The 13,926-nt window shown below is 67.2% G+C and carries 17 protein-coding genes; all 17 read right to left on the bottom strand.

The window, feature by feature from the left end:
• Positions 1–9 precede the first annotated feature (9 nt).
• Positions 10–1,509, bottom strand: coding sequence for a tripartite tricarboxylate transporter permease (locus ACTIEY_RS04515; protein WP_439517891.1), 1,500 nt, complete (start codon positions 1,507–1,509; stop codon positions 10–12).
• A gap of 1 nt (position 1,510) precedes the next feature.
• Positions 1,511–1,975 carry a tripartite tricarboxylate transporter TctB family protein gene (locus ACTIEY_RS04510; protein WP_439517890.1) on the bottom strand — a complete coding sequence of 155 codons (465 nt, stop codon included), beginning with the start codon at positions 1,973–1,975 and terminating at the stop codon, positions 1,511–1,513.
• A gap of 25 nt (positions 1,976–2,000) precedes the next feature.
• Positions 2,001–3,017, bottom strand: coding sequence for a Bug family tripartite tricarboxylate transporter substrate binding protein (locus tag ACTIEY_RS04505; RefSeq protein WP_439517889.1), 1,017 nt, complete (start codon positions 3,015–3,017; stop codon positions 2,001–2,003).
• A 73-nt stretch (positions 3,018–3,090) separates the two neighbouring features.
• The gene (locus ACTIEY_RS04500; protein WP_439517888.1) at positions 3,091–3,564 is read right to left on the bottom strand and encodes a VOC family protein; all 474 of its coding nucleotides are present in this window, start codon (positions 3,562–3,564) and stop codon (positions 3,091–3,093) included.
• 28 nt (positions 3,565–3,592) lie between these two features.
• Positions 3,593–4,390 (bottom strand): SDR family NAD(P)-dependent oxidoreductase, encoded by a 798-nt coding sequence (locus ACTIEY_RS04495; RefSeq protein WP_439517887.1) that lies wholly within the window; start codon positions 4,388–4,390, stop codon positions 3,593–3,595.
• Between the two features lie 167 nt (positions 4,391–4,557).
• Complete coding sequence (gene fliR / locus ACTIEY_RS04490; protein ID WP_439517886.1) at positions 4,558–5,325, bottom strand: flagellar biosynthetic protein FliR; 768 nt, start codon at positions 5,323–5,325, stop codon at positions 4,558–4,560.
• An 18-nt stretch (positions 5,326–5,343) separates the two neighbouring features.
• Complete coding sequence (gene fliQ, locus ACTIEY_RS04485) at positions 5,344–5,613, bottom strand: flagellar biosynthesis protein FliQ (RefSeq protein WP_428289273.1); 270 nt, start codon at positions 5,611–5,613, stop codon at positions 5,344–5,346.
• A 109-nt stretch (positions 5,614–5,722) separates the two neighbouring features.
• Positions 5,723–6,493 (bottom strand): flagellar type III secretion system pore protein FliP, encoded by a 771-nt coding sequence (fliP, locus tag ACTIEY_RS04480; RefSeq protein ID WP_439517885.1) that lies wholly within the window; start codon positions 6,491–6,493, stop codon positions 5,723–5,725.
• Entirely contained in the window at positions 6,483–6,839 is a 357-nt protein-coding gene (locus tag ACTIEY_RS04475; RefSeq protein WP_439517884.1) for a flagellar biosynthetic protein FliO, read from the bottom strand. The genes fliP and ACTIEY_RS04475 overlap by 11 nt, the downstream gene beginning before the upstream one ends.
• Before the next feature lie 19 nt (positions 6,840–6,858).
• Positions 6,859–7,284 carry a flagellar motor switch protein FliN gene (gene fliN / locus ACTIEY_RS04470; RefSeq protein WP_439517883.1) on the bottom strand — a complete coding sequence of 142 codons (426 nt, stop codon included), beginning with the start codon at positions 7,282–7,284 and terminating at the stop codon, positions 6,859–6,861.
• Entirely contained in the window at positions 7,274–8,278 is a 1,005-nt protein-coding gene (gene fliM / locus ACTIEY_RS04465) for a flagellar motor switch protein FliM (RefSeq protein WP_439517882.1), read from the bottom strand. Before fliM ends, fliN begins: the two co-directional genes overlap by 11 nt.
• A gap of 15 nt (positions 8,279–8,293) precedes the next feature.
• Positions 8,294–8,833 (bottom strand): flagellar basal body-associated FliL family protein, encoded by a 540-nt coding sequence (locus ACTIEY_RS04460; RefSeq protein WP_439517881.1) that lies wholly within the window; start codon positions 8,831–8,833, stop codon positions 8,294–8,296.
• A gap of 154 nt (positions 8,834–8,987) precedes the next feature.
• On the bottom strand, positions 8,988–10,301 hold the full coding sequence (locus tag ACTIEY_RS04455) for a flagellar hook-length control protein FliK (RefSeq protein ID WP_439517880.1): 1,314 nt from the start codon (positions 10,299–10,301) through the stop codon (positions 8,988–8,990).
• Positions 10,298–10,777 carry a flagellar export protein FliJ gene (gene fliJ, locus ACTIEY_RS04450; RefSeq protein WP_439517879.1) on the bottom strand — a complete coding sequence of 160 codons (480 nt, stop codon included), beginning with the start codon at positions 10,775–10,777 and terminating at the stop codon, positions 10,298–10,300. The genes ACTIEY_RS04455 and fliJ overlap by 4 nt, the downstream gene beginning before the upstream one ends.
• Positions 10,774–12,246 (bottom strand): flagellar protein export ATPase FliI, encoded by a 1,473-nt coding sequence (fliI, locus tag ACTIEY_RS04445; RefSeq protein ID WP_439517878.1) that lies wholly within the window; start codon positions 12,244–12,246, stop codon positions 10,774–10,776. The genes fliJ and fliI overlap by 4 nt, the downstream gene beginning before the upstream one ends.
• Entirely contained in the window at positions 12,239–12,931 is a 693-nt protein-coding gene (locus tag ACTIEY_RS04440) for a FliH/SctL family protein (RefSeq protein WP_439517877.1), read from the bottom strand. The genes fliI and ACTIEY_RS04440 overlap by 8 nt, the downstream gene beginning before the upstream one ends.
• Entirely contained in the window at positions 12,915–13,913 is a 999-nt protein-coding gene (fliG, locus tag ACTIEY_RS04435) for a flagellar motor switch protein FliG (RefSeq protein ID WP_439517876.1), read from the bottom strand. The genes ACTIEY_RS04440 and fliG overlap by 17 nt, the downstream gene beginning before the upstream one ends.
• Positions 13,914–13,926 lie beyond the last annotated feature (13 nt).

The raw sequence follows: 13,926 nt of genomic DNA, 5'->3' as shown, positions 1-13,926 counted from the left end.
TGTGGCGCCTCACTCCACGAAGGTGTGGTCGCGCCGGCGGCGCATGGCGGGCAAGGCTGCCACGATCAGCGCGAGCGCGGCCAGCGCCAGCATCACCGCGGTCGCCGGGCGCTCGATGAAGATGATCGGGTCGCCGGCCGAGAGCACCAGTGAGCGACGGAAATTCACTTCCAGCAGCGGGCCGATGACGAAGCCCAGCAGCAGCGGTGCGGGTTCGAAATCGAGGCGCATGAGCAGGTAGCCGATGAGGCCGAAGCCGATCAGCGAGTACACGTGGAAGACGTTGTTGGAGATGCTGAGCACGCCGATGCAGCAGAAGCCCACGATGATGGGATAGAGCAGGTGGTAGCGCACCGTGAGCAGCCGCACCCAGATGCCCACCAACGGCAGGTTCAGCACCAGCAGCATGGCGTTGCCGATCCACATGGAGCAGATCAGCCCCCAGAACAGCGAGGGCTGCTGCAGCATCACCGTGGGGCCGGGCGTGATGCCCTGCACGATGAGGGCGCCGATCATCAGCGCCAGCACGGGGCTGGCGGGAATGCCCAGCGTGAGCATGGGAATGAACGAGGTCTGGGCAGCGGCGTTGTTGGCCGATTCCGGGCCGGCAATGCCTTCGATCGCGCCCTTGCCGAAGCGCTGGGGCTGGGCAGCCAGCTTCTTCTCCAGCGAGTACGACGCGAACGACGCGAGGATGGCGCCACCCCCGGGCAGCACGCCCAGCGCCGAACCCAGCGCCGTGCCGCGCAACATGGGCTTGACCATCTGCCGGAAGTCTTCGCGCGTGGGCATGAGGCCACCCACGGCGCTCACCTCTGCGCTGCGTGAGCGGCCGATCTCCAGGTTGCGAAAGATCTCGCAGATGCCGAAGAGTCCCATGGCCATGGCCACGAATTCCAGGCCGTCGGCGAGCTCCGGCAGGCCGAAGGTGAAGCGTTCGGTGCCACTGTCCAGGTCCTGCCCCACGGTGCCCAGCAGCACCCCGAGCACCAGCATGGCCAGGGCCTTCAGCACCGAACCCTGTGCCAGCGTGATCGAGGCAATGAGACCCAGCACCATCAGCGCGAAATATTCGGGCGAGCCCACCTTGAGGGCCAGTTCCGTGAGCGGCGGTGCGAGCAGCGCCACCAGCAGCGTGGCGCAGGTGCCGGCGAAGAAAGAGCCCAGCGCAGCGGTGGCCAGTGCGGTGCCGGCGCGGCCCTGCCGCGCCATCTGGTGGCCGTCGAGCGCGGTGACGATGGACGAGGCTTCGCCCGGCATGTTGATGAGGATGGCGGTGGTCGAGCCGCCGTACTGCGTGCCGTAGTAGATGCCCGCCATCATGATGAGGGCGGCCACCGGTGGCATCACGAAGGTGATGGGCAGCAGCATGGAAATGGTGGCGACCGGCCCGATGCCGGGCAGCACCCCCACCAGCGTGCCGAGCAGCACACCAACGAAGCAGATCAGCAGGTTCTGCCAGCTCAGGCTGGTGGCAAAACCCAGGGCGAGGTTGTCGAGGAGTTCCATGTCAGGTTAGCCAGGTACCCAGCATTGGCACCGGCATGCGCAGGAAATAGACGAACACCAGCCACGAGAACAACACCATGCCGGTGGCCAGCAACAGGCTGGACCGCACGCTGGAGCGCGGGCTGGCGGCACACGCCAGCAGCACCGCGCCGCCCAGCGCCGGGCCCAGGCCCAGCACGCGAACCGTCAGTCCGAACCACAGCAGCGCCAGGCTGATCCACGCGATGGCGCGCCACGGCGTGCCGCCCGCATCGGCGTCCAGGCCGGGCGTGGCTGCGCGGCCCTTGCGCAGGCCATTGGCCAGGATCAAAGCGCCGAGCACGCACAACATGGCCGAGAGCGCGCGCGGGAAATAGCCCGGGCCCATGGCGTCGAAGTTCGTGAGTGCCAGCCCGCGGCCGGCGAAGAGCGCAAACGCGCCCATCGCCAGCAGCAGCAGGCCCGCGGCGATGTCCTTGCGGTTCATTCGCGAAGCGCCCTGCGGTGGTGCTTCAACGGCCCAGGGGAGGGATGCCGATCGTTTCCGGCGAGGCTTTCGTGAGGCCAGCCGCATGCATCATCCAGGCCGACGACACCACGGTGGGGTTCACCGCGTCTTCCGCCGCCTTGCCGGCGAGCACCGTCATGAGCGCACCGCGCTCTTCGGCCCAGGTGGCAAGCTGGGGCGACTTCGCCATCTTCTCGTTCCACAGCTTGGTCACGGTGTCCACCACGTTCTGCGGCACACCCTTCGGAATCAGGATGCCGAACTGCGTGGTCACGGCCGGCAGGTTGGGAATCCACTGCTTGATCGACGGAATGGAGCCGTGGCCCTTGATCTCCAGCGGCGCGTTGCTCAGGGCCGCCAGCGGCTTGAGACGCTTGGCGCGGATCATCTCGGCCTGGTCGCTGGCCAGTTCGGCGTTGATGATGGTCTCGCCCGACACGGTGGACAGGACCGCCGGAGCGCCACCCTGGTAGGTGACGTGGCGGTACTTGATGTTCACGGTCTGTGCCACCGCTTCCATGGCGAAGTGGCCGCTGGTGGCCGGGCCGGCGGTGCCCACTGTGAGCTGGCCGGGTTTGTCCTTGAGCGCAGCGAGCAGGGCGCCGAAATCGTTGTAGGGCGAGTTGGCGGCCACGCTGATCACGGGCACGTTGGTGATGGCCAGGAACTGGTGGAACTCGTCGAGCCCGACCTTCACGTCGCCCATGATGCCGTAGGTGCCCACCAGCCGGTGCGCGGTGCCCAGCCAGGTGTAGCCGTCCTTGGGCGCATCGCGCACCGCGCGCGCACCAATGGCGCCGGTGGCACCGGGCTGGTTGGTCACCACGAAGCGCTGGCCGAGCGACTTCTCCATTTCCACCGCCACCAGACGCGCCACCTGGTCGGCGGTGCCGCCGGGCGGGAAGGGCACCACGATGGTCACCGCACGATCGGGCTTCCATTCCTGGGCGTGGGCGGCAAGAGGGGCAAGGGGTGCGGCGACCAGCAGGGCAAGGGCCACGCGGCGGTTCAGTGTGTTCATGGTGTCTCCAAGGGTGGTGGTTGGGAAGCAGCGGCCTTGTGCCAGACCGTCTGCAAGGGACAGGGGAAAACCTTCAGTGCACGACGTCGGGGCGGTAGGCGGCGAGGTCGTCGTACTGCACGAGTTCGAGCGGGTTGCCTTCGCAATCGCGGAAGAACAGCAGGCGTGTGCCCGGGCGTGTCTGCACGGGCGCATCGCTCATCAGTTGCGCGCCGGCCGCCTTCAGGCGAACGATGGCGGCCTCGATGTCGCCGACCACGAAGGTCAGGTAGGCGATGCCGGCCGGGCCCAGGATGGTCTGTGCGCCGGGGTCGCCTTCGGGACCGGGGGTGGACTGCAGCAGCTTGATGCGCTCGCCGTAGTTGGTCTGCATGCGCACCATGCGAAAGGCCACCGGGCCGAACCCGGCCAGTGCCGCGCGGTCGGGCGCCAGCGTGGCTTCGGAGATGCGTTGCATGCCCAGCGCTTTCTCGTAGAACTCGGCGGCGCGGTCCACGTCCTTCACGCTGATGCCGATTTCCAGTGGGGCTTTCATGTGGATCGTCATGGCAAGGCTCCTGGCGTGGGCTGAAGGATCAGAACGGGTTGGTGACGATGCCGCCGTCCACCCGAAGCGCCGCGCCGTTGGTGGCACTGGACGCCTTGGAGGCCACATAGCAGATCAGGTTGGCGATTTCCTCGGGCGAGGCGTAGCGCTGCAGCAGCGAGGCCGGGCGGCGCTCGGTGAAGGTGCGGGCGGCCAGGTCGTCGGCGGTGGTGCCCATGTTGGCGGCGCGTGCGGCCAGTCGCACCGGCGCCATTTCCACCCAGGTGGGTCCAGGCAGCACCGAGTTCACGGTGACGTTGGTGCCCTTGGTGGACTCGGCCGCGCCGCGAGCGATGTACATCTGCGCCGCCTTGGAGAAACCGTAGTGCACCATTTCCTTGGGCACGTAGATGGCCGACTCGCTGGAGACGAACACCACGCGGCCCCAGTCCTTGTCGTCCAGCATGCCCTTGAGGTAGTGGCGCGTGAGGCGCACGCCGCTCATCACGTTCACTTCGAACATGCGCGTCCAGTCCTCGTCGGGGATGTCGAAGAAAGCCTTGGGCTCATAGATGCCCATGTTGTTGACCAGGATGTCCACCGACGGATGCGCCGCAATGATCGACGCACAGCCTTCGGCGGTGCCCAGGTCGGAGACGGCCTGGTGCACCTTGGCACCCGGCACCGCGGCCTCGATCTTGGCGGCGGCTTCGGCCACGGCAGGCGCGGCGCGGCCATTGACGATGACCTCGGCGCCCATGCGTGCCAGGCCGGTGGCGGTGGCCAGGCCAATACCGCGTGTGGAGCCCGAAACGAGCGCGAGTTTTCCTCTGAGGTCCAGATCCATGACGTTGTCTCCATTTGATGGTTGTGACGCGGCTGGCCGGATAGGTACCGGCCAGTCTGCGAAGTGGCGCTACTGTATGCAGGCCCTGCTGGTCTGACCAGACCGCAGTCGAAAAAGTCTTTTTCAGCGCTGGAAATGAAGGCGAGCGCGGCGTGGCGCGGCGCGCCTCAACCGCCGGTGAAGATCTCGGTGGCGAGTTTCATGAGCGCCACCACCGGTGCGTCGAGCATGGGCAGGGTGAACGCAATGCCGAGCAGGCCGGCCGACAAGGTGAGCGGAAAGCCGATGGCGAAGGCGTTCATCTGCGGTGCGATGCGCGAGACGAAGCCGAGCACGATGTTGATGAACAGCAGCATGCCGATCATGGGCAGCGCAATCCACAGACCGTAGCGGAACACCACCGCGCCCAGTTCGTGCAGGCGCATGCGGTTGATGGACTCGAACGCGCTGGCGCCCACCGGGAACAGCTCGAAGCTGGAGATCACCGCGCCGATCAGCATGAGGTGGCCGTTGAGCACGACGAACAGCAGCATGGTGGTGTTGCCGAAGAAGCGGCCCACCGTGCTCGATTGCGAGTTCGTGGACGGATCGAAGAAGCCCGCGAAGTTCAAGCCCATCTGCAGGCCGATGAGTTCGCCGGCCAGCTCGACCGACGCGAAGACGATGCGAACCGCCAGACCAATGGCAATGCCCACCACCACCTGCTGCATCACCACCGCGAACGCGCCCGGGTCGGTGAGGGCCACCATGGGCTGGTCGGGCATGCCGGCCTGCGCGCACACCGCCACGATGAAGGCCAGCGCCACGCGCGTTCGCATGGGCACCGAACGCGCCGAGAAGATCGGCGCGCTGGAGAACACCGCCAGGATGCGCAGGAACGGCCAGAACACCGGCGAGACCAGCGCCATGACCTGCGCTTCGGTGAAGGTCGGCATGGCGGTGGCGCTGCGCGATCAGATCGCGTAGTTGGGGATGGACAAAATGGTGTTGCGGATGAACTCGACCATGGTGGTCATCATCCACGGGCCGGCGATGGCAAACACCGCGATGGCGCCGATGAGCTTGGGCACGAAGGACAGCGTGGCCTCGTGGATCTGCGTGATGGCCTGGAACAGGCTCACCACCAGGCCAATGCCGAGCACCGTGGCGAGCACCGGCGCGGCGACCATGAGCAGCAGGAAGAGGGCGTTCTGCCCCATCGTGAGAGCGGCTTGGGGATCCATCAGACAACCTTTTCGAAGAGAGGGCGGGACGCCGCGGGGCCGCTCCCAAGGCGGTCCAGCCCCCTCGGGGGGCAGCGACCCGCGTAGCGGTGGAGCGTGGGGGCCATGTTCATGTGGCGAAGCTTGCGGCCAATGAGCCGATCAACAGATTCCAGCCGTCCGCGAGCACGAACAGCATGAGCTTGAACGGCAGTGCCACCAGCACCGGCGACAGCATCATCATGCCCAGCGACATCAGCACGCTGGCCACCACCATGTCGATCACCAGGAAGGGGATGAAGATCATGAAGCCGATCTGGAATGCGGTCTTGAGCTCGCTCGTGACAAAGGCCGGCACCAGCACGCGGAACGGCGCGGTTTCTGCGGTCACGTCGTTGGGCAGCTTGGCGAGCTTGGCAAAGAGTTCGAAGTCGGACTGGCGCGTCTGCTTGAGCATGAAGGCGCGCATGGGTGCCTGGCCGCGTTCCAGCGCCTGTTCGAACGTGATGGCGTTCTTCGAATACGGGTCGTAGGCATCCTGGTAGACCTTGTCCAGCGTCGGGCCCATCACGAACAGCGTGAGGAACAGCGACAGGCCGACGATCACCTGGTTGGGTGGCGCGGACTGCGTGCCCAGCGCCTGGCGCAGCAGCGAGAGCACGATGACGATGCGGGTGAAGCCGGTCATGAGCAGCAGCACGGCCGGCAGGAAAGACAGCGCGGTGAAGAACAGCAGCGTCTGGATCGGCACCGAGTAGGTGTTGCCACCCGCGCCCTGGCCGACCATGAGAGGCAGCGACGGGCCCGTGGGTGCGGCGGGCGCGCCTTGAGCGAAGGCGCTGGCGCCGAGCGTGAGCAGGGCGAGGGCGCCGAGCAGGCGGAATGTGGTTTCAGCGCGCATCGGGTTTCTTGGTGAGTTGGGCGAGACGCGCGGCAAAACCCGTGGCCTGCGGCATCTGGCCCGGTGTCAGGACTTCAGGCTCTGCTGGCATCGGCATCTGGTGCAACGCACTCACGCCACCCGGCGCCACGCCCAGCACCAGGCACACACGCTCATCGCCCTGGCCCACCTGCACGGTCACCACGCGCTGCTGCGGACCCAGCGACAGGCTGGAGAGCACGCGCAGCGCCGGGCCGTTGCCCTGGCCGGCCACGCCGGGAATGCGCCCGCGCGCCCACTTCAGGGCGAAGGCAATGCCCACCATGAGGGCGAGCAGAAGCAGCGCGGGAATCGCGTTTTGCAGCATGTCGGGCTCGATGGATGGATCAGGTGCGCGAGACGCGGCGCATGCGCTCGGACGGCGTCACGATGTCGGTCAGGCGGATACCGAACTTGTCGTTCACCACCACCACCTCGCCCTGCGCGATCAGGTAGCCATTGATCAACACGTCCATGGGTTCGCCGGCCAGTGCATCGAGTTCGACGATGGAGCCCTGTGCCAGTTGCAGGATGTACTTGATCGGAACGCGGGTGCGGCCCAGTTCCACCGAGAGCTGCACCGGGATGTCCAGCACCATCTGGATGTCCTGCATCGGGTTGCTCGCGCCGGCCGGGGCCACGGGCACCGCGTTGGCCTCGAACTCGGGCGCGCCATCGGCGTGCGGGGCGGCCGAGCCGGCCTGTTCTTCCAGGGCCTGGGCCCAGTCGTCGGTGACGGCGTCGTTCATGGTGTTGGTGGTCTCAGTTGACATACGAATCTCCCAGCCAGTTCGCGTCGATGCCGCGCAGGTTGCGTTCCACGCGCAGTGCGTATTTGCCCTTGTGGGTGCCGTACTGGCATTCGAAAACCGGCACGCCGTCCACATGGGCCTTGATCGTGGGCAGCCGGTCGAGCTCGATGAAGTCGCCGATCTGCATGGCCAGCAGTTGCTCCACCGTGGCCTCGGTCTGTGCGAGTTCGGCGACCATGCTCACCTCGGCGGCCTGAATCTCATGGCTGAGCAGCTTGACCCAGCGGCGGTCGACCTCGATGGCGTCGCCCTGCACGCTGGAATACAGCACGTCGCGGATGGGCTCCAGCGTGGCGTAGGGAATGCAGATGTGCAGCGAACCCGAGATGTCGCCGATCTCCAGCGTGAAGCTGGTGGAGACCACGATCTCGCTCGGTGTGGCGATGGTGGCGAACTGCGGCTGCATTTCCGAGCGCTGGTAGGACAGCTCGATCGGGTACACGCCGCGCCAGGCCTTCTTGTATTCCTCGGCCACCACGTCCACCAGGCGGTTGATCACGCGCTGCTCGGTGGGCGAGAAATCGCGCCCTTCGATGCGCGTGTGGAACTTGCCGTTGCCGCCGTACAGGCTGTCGATCACGCCAAAGAGCAGCGTGGGCTCGCACACCACCAGGCCGTTGCCGCGCAGGGGGCGGATGGCCATGATGTTGAAGTTGGTCGGCACCACCAGTTCGCGCAGGAAGGCGCTGTATTTCTGCACCTGCACCGCGCCCACCGAAATCTCGGGGCTGCGGCGGATGAAGTTGAACAGGCCCAGGCGCAGGTTGCGCGAGAAGCGCTCGTTGACGATCTCCATGGTGGGCATGCGCCCACGCACGATGCGTTCCTGGCTGGAGAGGTTGTAGTTGCGCACGCCGTCGGTGGGCGCCTCTTCCTTGGCGAGCTTCTGGCTCTCGCCGGTGACGCCTTCGAGGAGGGCGTCGATCTCTTCCTGGGACAGAAACGAATCGGCCATGGCGTGTCGTCCTGTTTACTGAACGATGAAGCTGGAGAAGAGCACGGCCTGCACCGGATTCGGCGTGGACTTGCCGCCTTTCTTGGTCTCGGCGTAGCCCATTTCTTTGGAGATCGCCGCGATGATGTCGGCCGAGAGCTTTTCCTTGCCTTGCACCTGCAGCATTTCCTCGGCGGTGCGCTGCGAGAGCAGCACCAGGATCTGGCTGCGGATGCTGGGGAGGAATGCCTTGACGGCGGTTTCGGTCGCCGCATCTTGAAGCTGCAGGGTCAGCCCGAGCTGCACGAACCGATTGCCGCCGGCATCGGCGAGGTTGACCACCATGTTCTCCAGCGGCAGGAAGGTGGGCGGGCTCTTGGGCTTGTGGTTTTCCTCGGCCACGGCCTCTTCGTCGCCGTGTTCGTCGGCGGTGTTCTTCTTGAGGATGAACAGGGCACCCCCCGCGCCGGCCAGCGCCAGCACCAGCACGCCGACGATGATGAAGAGCAGCTTCTTGCTCTTCTTCTTCGGGGCTTCAGGAGCGGCGGCGGTGGCGGTGGCGGCAGCGGCGGACATGTTCTTCCTTCAGGCAACACGCGGAATGCGTGTGGGGTTGAAGGAATTATTGGACCCAGCCCCTTGGGGCATTCACTGGAAAAGGGCCGGAAAAGGTGGTCTTTAACCGGGCTGGCAGGAGCTTGTCCAAGCCCATCCCGGGATTCACAGGTGCCTAGACGAACAGGTCCAGCGGCTGGCTGCCGTCGGCGCGTGGAGTGGGTGTGGCGGGCGCTGGGGGCGGTGTTTCGGCCCGTCCCACCAGGTCACCCCGGCTGACCGTGGGCGTGTGTGGCGAGCTGCCGCCGCCCTGTTGACCTTGCGAGCCCACCGACACATGACCGAGCTGGATGCCGCTGCGTTGCAGCAGTTCGGCCAGCGCGTCGCTGGCGCCCTCGCGCAGGCTGGCGCGGGCTTCGGCGTTGTCGCTCTGGAAGGCCACCTGCACTTCCTGGCCCTTCATGGAGAGCTGGATGTCGATGGCGTCCGCGCCGGATTCGCCCACGCGCAGGCTGGCGTGGCGCAGGTGTTGCGTGCCCCAGTGGCTCACCGTGGGGCCGTCGGCTTCTCGTTCGGCGGGCGTGCCGTCGTGCGCCTGCCCACCCTGGTCGCCGGGCAGGGCATCGCCGGTGGAACCGCCGGTGCTGTCGCCCAGGGAGGCGCCGTCGGACAGGGCCGCGCCGCCGATCGAGGGGCCGGCGTCCGACGGGGTCGCGCGCAGGCCGCCGGTGCCGGGCAGCGTCCATTCAATGCCGGCGTCGGCCGGCGTGCTGGCCTGCCAGGCGCCTGAAGCGGCGGGCGTGAAGCGCTCGTCCATCGCCACGGTGCTGCGCACGTGCATGGCCGGCAAGCCCTGCGTGTGCTGGGCCGACTGGCTGGCGAACTGCTGTTGCAGGGCATCGGTGCCGGAGACCGCGCCACGCTGCCAGACCATGGCCGGCACGGCAGATGGCTGCGATGCGTCGGCGCGGCTGGCAAAAGCGGGGCGCGATGCCGCCGTGGCAAAGGCCGGGCGGGCCGCGGTGGTGGCCGGGTTCGCGGGCGTGGGGAGCACTTCTGCAGGGACGCCGGCGTCTTGCGCCACCGGCGTCATGCCCGAAATGTCCACGCCGACGTCTTCGGGTCTGCCGCGTGCCGGCCAACCTGGATCGGCCGCGGCCGCGGTCGTGGTCGTGGATACGGCGGGTGGGTTGGCCGTGGCTTTGTCCGAGGCCGCTCCTGCCGCGGAGGCTGCGGCGGCGGGCGCTGCCCAGGCCAGCAGGGCGGCCAGGGGATTCTGTTCCTGCCCGTCGGGCGCTGGCGTCTCGGCAGGCGTGTCATCCAGCGCGGCTGCGGAGGCGTCGGGCGCCGGGTGCGTGTCGCTCACCAGGCCCAGGAGGCTGGCGAACAGGTCGGACTCCACCGGCTTGTCGCCGGCTGCCTTGCCGGGCGGGGACGCCTGCGCAGGGCGTTGCGGCTCGGCGGGTCGGGAAACGGCGTTGGCGCTCATGGGGCGTGCCCTCCGTTGCGCGACTGGGCCAGCGCCAGGCTCTGGCGCAGGTGGATCGCCAGCGCCATTTCGTCGGTGTGCTTCTGTTCCTGGCGCTGTGCGCGGTGGGTGATGGCCTGCTGCTTGCGCTCGGTGAACTTGCGCAGGCCGGCCAGGTCCCGCTCGGCGGCGTGCACCTGTTCCTGGCCGCGCTCGATCATGGCCTGGCGCTCACCCAGCACACCGCGCTGGAATTCCATGGCGTGGTCGATCTTCTGCATGAACTGGCGGTGGTGCATGAGCAGGGCCGTGTCCACGCCGACGCTGCTGCGCGCCTGCCAGCGCGCCTGGGATTCCTGCGCATAGGCGCTGAGCTGGTCCATCTGGTCCTGCGCGATCTGCAGCTCGCGCTGCATGCGGCCCAGGTTGCCCATCGCTTCGTCGCGGCGCTTCTCGGCCAGCTCCACGACCTTGTTCAGCGTCTGGATCGTCGTCATCCCTGTTTTCCTTCATACGGGTTGTGGTGTGCACGTGATGGCCGCTGTGGCGTCGGCTTGTCGTCCTGCAGGGCGGACTGCAGCTGCTGCAGGCTGTCGGGCAGCGTGGCGGCCTCATGCATGTCCTGCATCAGGAAACGCTGCAGCGCCGGGTAGAGCACGATGGCGCGGTCGGTCTCGGGGTCGCTGCCCGGCACATAGGCGCCCAGCTGGATCAGGTCGCGGCTCTTGAGGTAGCGCGAATACAGGCCGCGGAAACGGCGCGCCAGTTCGAGGTGCACCGAGCCGGCCACGTTGTGCATCACGCGCGAGGCCGAGGCCTCGACGTCGATGGCCGGGAAATGACCGGATTCGGCCAGCGAGCGCGAGAGCACGATGTGGCCGTCCAGGATGGCGCGTGCCGCGTCCGCAATCGGGTCCTGCTGGTCGTCGCCCTCGGAGAGCACGGTGTAGAAAGCGGTGATCGAGCCCACGCCGTTGGGACCGTTGCCGCTGCGCTCCACCAGCTGCGGCAGCTTGGCAAAGCACGAAGGCGGGTAGCCCTTGGTGGCCGGCGGCTCGCCAATGGCCAGCGCAATCTCGCGCTGCGCCATGGCGTAGCGGGTGAGCGAATCCATGAGCAGCAGCACATCCAGTCCGTCGTCGCGGAAGCGCTCGGCGATCGCCGTGGCGTAGGCGGCGCCCTGCATGCGCACCAGCGGCGGCGCATCGGCCGGCGCGGCCACCACCACCGAGCGCTTGCGCCCGTCGGCCCCCAGGATGTCCTCGATGAATTCCTTCACCTCGCGACCGCGCTCGCCGATCAGGCCGACCACGATCACGTCGGCCTTGGTGTAGCGGGCCATCATGCCCAGCAGCACGCTCTTGCCCACGCCGGAGCCGGCAAACAGCCCGATGCGCTGGCCACGGCCCACGGTCAGCAGGGCGTTGATGGCGCGCACGCCGGTGTCCAGCGGTTCGCGCACCGGAGCGCGGTCCATCGCATTGAGCGGGGCGCGGTCCATCGGCTCGATGTCCACGTTGAGGATCGGGCCCTGGTGGTCCAGCGGGTTGCCGTGGGAATCCACCACGCGGCCCAGCAGGCCGCGGCCCAGCGGCAGGCGCAGCGTGCCCCGGTCATCCGGGGAAGGCGGCTTGTTGGCGTGGCCCACGCGCGGCACCGTGCGGTAGGGCGCCAGCGGCGTCACGCTGGCGCCACTGGCCAGGCCGTGTGTGTCGCCGGCGGGCATGAGGAAGGCCCGGTCGTTGGAAAACCCCACCACCTCGGCCAGCACCGGTTCCTTGCGGCCGTTGCTGATGAGGCACTGCGATCCCACCGGCACCTTCAGACCCACCGCCTCCAGCACCAGGCCAGCCAGACGCGTGAGCGTGCCACGCACCTCCAGCGGCGTGTCCACCTTGGCGTTGGCGCGCACGTCGTCCATGAAATGTCCCCAGCGGCTCTCGGCGCCAAAAACGCTGTCAGACATCGGCGTTCTCCGGGTTCCAGGATGTGTCCATACCGAGATTGCCCACGGCGCGGGCCCAGCGTTTCTCGATGGTGGCGTCCACCGCCATGGTGGACGACTCAATCACGCAGCCACCCGGGCTCACGCTGGCATCGGCCACGAACTCGGGCACCGGGCTGGACAGGGTCTCCTGCAATGCACCCTTCATCAGGGTGAGGTCACCCGGGTTCATGCGCACGGTGGCGGGCAGGCCGTCCTCCACCATCTGGGCCAGCGCTTCGCTGATCACCGGCTTGAGCGGGTTGGTGTCGCTCTGCAGTTCGCGGCGCACCACCTGGCGCGCCAGGTCGCAGGCGATCTCGAGGATCTGGCGCGAGATCTGGTCTTCATTCTTCTTCAGGTTGTCGCGCGTGTTGCGCAGCAGCTGCGCCATGCGCACGGCGGTCTCTTCGGCTGTCTTGCGCAGCGTGGCCTCGAGCGCGTCGCGCACTTCCTGGGCGCCCGCGTCGTGCCCGCGCGCAAAACCCTCGGCGTGCGCCTGCTGGCGGGCCTGCTGCAGCACCTCGGTGGTCACGCCCTCCTGATCGGAGCCCGCGCCCGTTTCCTCGCTGCCGTCCACGGCCGAGAAATGCCACGCGGCCACACCGTCGATCTCCTCGCGCGGAATGAAGCGCGAATGGGGATTGGGTTTAGACGAAGGCTTCATCTTCGCCTCCGCCGCTGATGACAATTTGACCTTCGTCGGACAAACGACGAACCACTTTCAGGATCTCCTTCTGCTGACCTTCCACCTCGGACAGGCGCACCGGTCCACGCGACTCGAGGTCTTCGCGCAGCGCTTCGGCGGCGCGGGTGGACATGTTGGAGAGCACCAGGTCGCGCAGCTCGGGGGTGGCGCCCTTGAGGGCAATGACCAGCGAGTCGGAGGCCACTTCCTTGAGCACCATCTGCATCGACTTGCCGTCGAGCTTGAGCAGGTCCTCGAAGGTGAACATCTTGTCCATGATCTTCTGGGCCAGATCAGGGTCGAACTCGCGGATCGAATCGATCACCGAGTTCTCGATCTGCGTGCCCATCATGTTGATGATCTCGGCGGCGGTCTTGACGCCACCCATGGAGGTCTTGCGGATCTTGTCGCCGCCGGCCAGCACCTTGTAGAGCACCTCGTTGAGGTCCTTGAGGGCGGTGGGCTGGATGCCTTCGAGCGTGGCGATGCGCAGCATCACCTCGTTGCGTGTGCGCTCGGTGAAGTTCTTCAGCACCCCGGCGGTCTGGTCGGACTCCAGGTGCACCAGGATGGCCGCGACGATCTGCGGGTGTTCGTTGCGCAGCAGTTCGGCGATCGACAGCGGGTCCATCCACTTCAGGCTCTCGATGCCCGAGACGTCACCGCCCTGGAGGATGCGGTCGATCAGCAGCGAGGCCTTGTCGTCGCCCAGGGCCCGCTTGAGCACGGCGCGCACGTAGTTGTCGGTGTCGGACACCAGCAGGCTCTGTGAAGACGCCTCGCTGGCGAACTTCTGCATCACCTGGTCGACGCGATCGTGCGACACCGCACGGGTCTTGGCGATGGTTTCGCCCAGCTTCTGCACTTCCTTGGGCGAGAGGTGCTTGAACACCTCGGCCGCTTCCTCTTCGCCCAGCGACATGAGAAAAATCGCCGCGTCCTGGATGCCCGTGTCTTCCATGATCGTGTTCCGT

The organism is Hydrogenophaga sp., from assembly GCF_051858985.1.
Taxonomy (GTDB): Bacteria; Pseudomonadota; Gammaproteobacteria; order Burkholderiales; family Burkholderiaceae_C; genus Hydrogenophaga.
The sequence above is the reverse complement of the archived record's forward strand: the minus strand, read 5'-3'. Positions and strand labels throughout refer to the sequence as shown.

Excerpts from the sequence above, each read along its gene's own strand:
- ACTIEY_RS04515 (WP_439517891.1), bottom strand. The coding sequence starts at position 1,509 with ATGGAACTCCTCGACAACCTCGCCCTGGGTTTTGCCACCAGCCTGAGC.
- ACTIEY_RS04510 (WP_439517890.1), bottom strand. The coding sequence starts at position 1,975 with ATGAACCGCAAGGACATCGCCGCGGGCCTGCTGCTGCTGGCGATGGGC.
- ACTIEY_RS04505 (WP_439517889.1), bottom strand. The coding sequence starts at position 3,017 with ATGAACACACTGAACCGCCGCGTGGCCCTTGCCCTGCTGGTCGCCGCA.
- ACTIEY_RS04500 (WP_439517888.1), bottom strand. The coding sequence starts at position 3,564 with ATGACGATCCACATGAAAGCCCCACTGGAAATCGGCATCAGCGTGAAG.
- ACTIEY_RS04495 (WP_439517887.1), bottom strand. The coding sequence starts at position 4,390 with ATGGATCTGGACCTCAGAGGAAAACTCGCGCTCGTTTCGGGCTCCACA.
- fliR (WP_439517886.1), bottom strand. The coding sequence starts at position 5,325 with ATGCCGACCTTCACCGAAGCGCAGGTCATGGCGCTGGTCTCGCCGGTG.
- fliQ (WP_428289273.1), bottom strand. The coding sequence starts at position 5,613 with ATGGATCCCCAAGCCGCTCTCACGATGGGGCAGAACGCCCTCTTCCTG.
- fliP (WP_439517885.1), bottom strand. The coding sequence starts at position 6,493 with ATGCGCGCTGAAACCACATTCCGCCTGCTCGGCGCCCTCGCCCTGCTC.
- ACTIEY_RS04475 (WP_439517884.1), bottom strand. The coding sequence starts at position 6,839 with ATGCTGCAAAACGCGATTCCCGCGCTGCTTCTGCTCGCCCTCATGGTG.
- fliN (WP_439517883.1), bottom strand. The coding sequence starts at position 7,284 with ATGTCAACTGAGACCACCAACACCATGAACGACGCCGTCACCGACGAC.
- fliM (WP_439517882.1), bottom strand. The coding sequence starts at position 8,278 with ATGGCCGATTCGTTTCTGTCCCAGGAAGAGATCGACGCCCTCCTCGAA.
- ACTIEY_RS04460 (WP_439517881.1), bottom strand. The coding sequence starts at position 8,833 with ATGTCCGCCGCTGCCGCCACCGCCACCGCCGCCGCTCCTGAAGCCCCG.
- ACTIEY_RS04455 (WP_439517880.1), bottom strand. The coding sequence starts at position 10,301 with ATGAGCGCCAACGCCGTTTCCCGACCCGCCGAGCCGCAACGCCCTGCG.
- fliJ (WP_439517879.1), bottom strand. The coding sequence starts at position 10,777 with ATGACGACGATCCAGACGCTGAACAAGGTCGTGGAGCTGGCCGAGAAG.
- fliI (WP_439517878.1), bottom strand. The coding sequence starts at position 12,246 with ATGTCTGACAGCGTTTTTGGCGCCGAGAGCCGCTGGGGACATTTCATG.
- ACTIEY_RS04440 (WP_439517877.1), bottom strand. The coding sequence starts at position 12,931 with ATGAAGCCTTCGTCTAAACCCAATCCCCATTCGCGCTTCATTCCGCGC.
- fliG (WP_439517876.1), bottom strand. The coding sequence starts at position 13,913 with ATGGAAGACACGGGCATCCAGGACGCGGCGATTTTTCTCATGTCGCTG.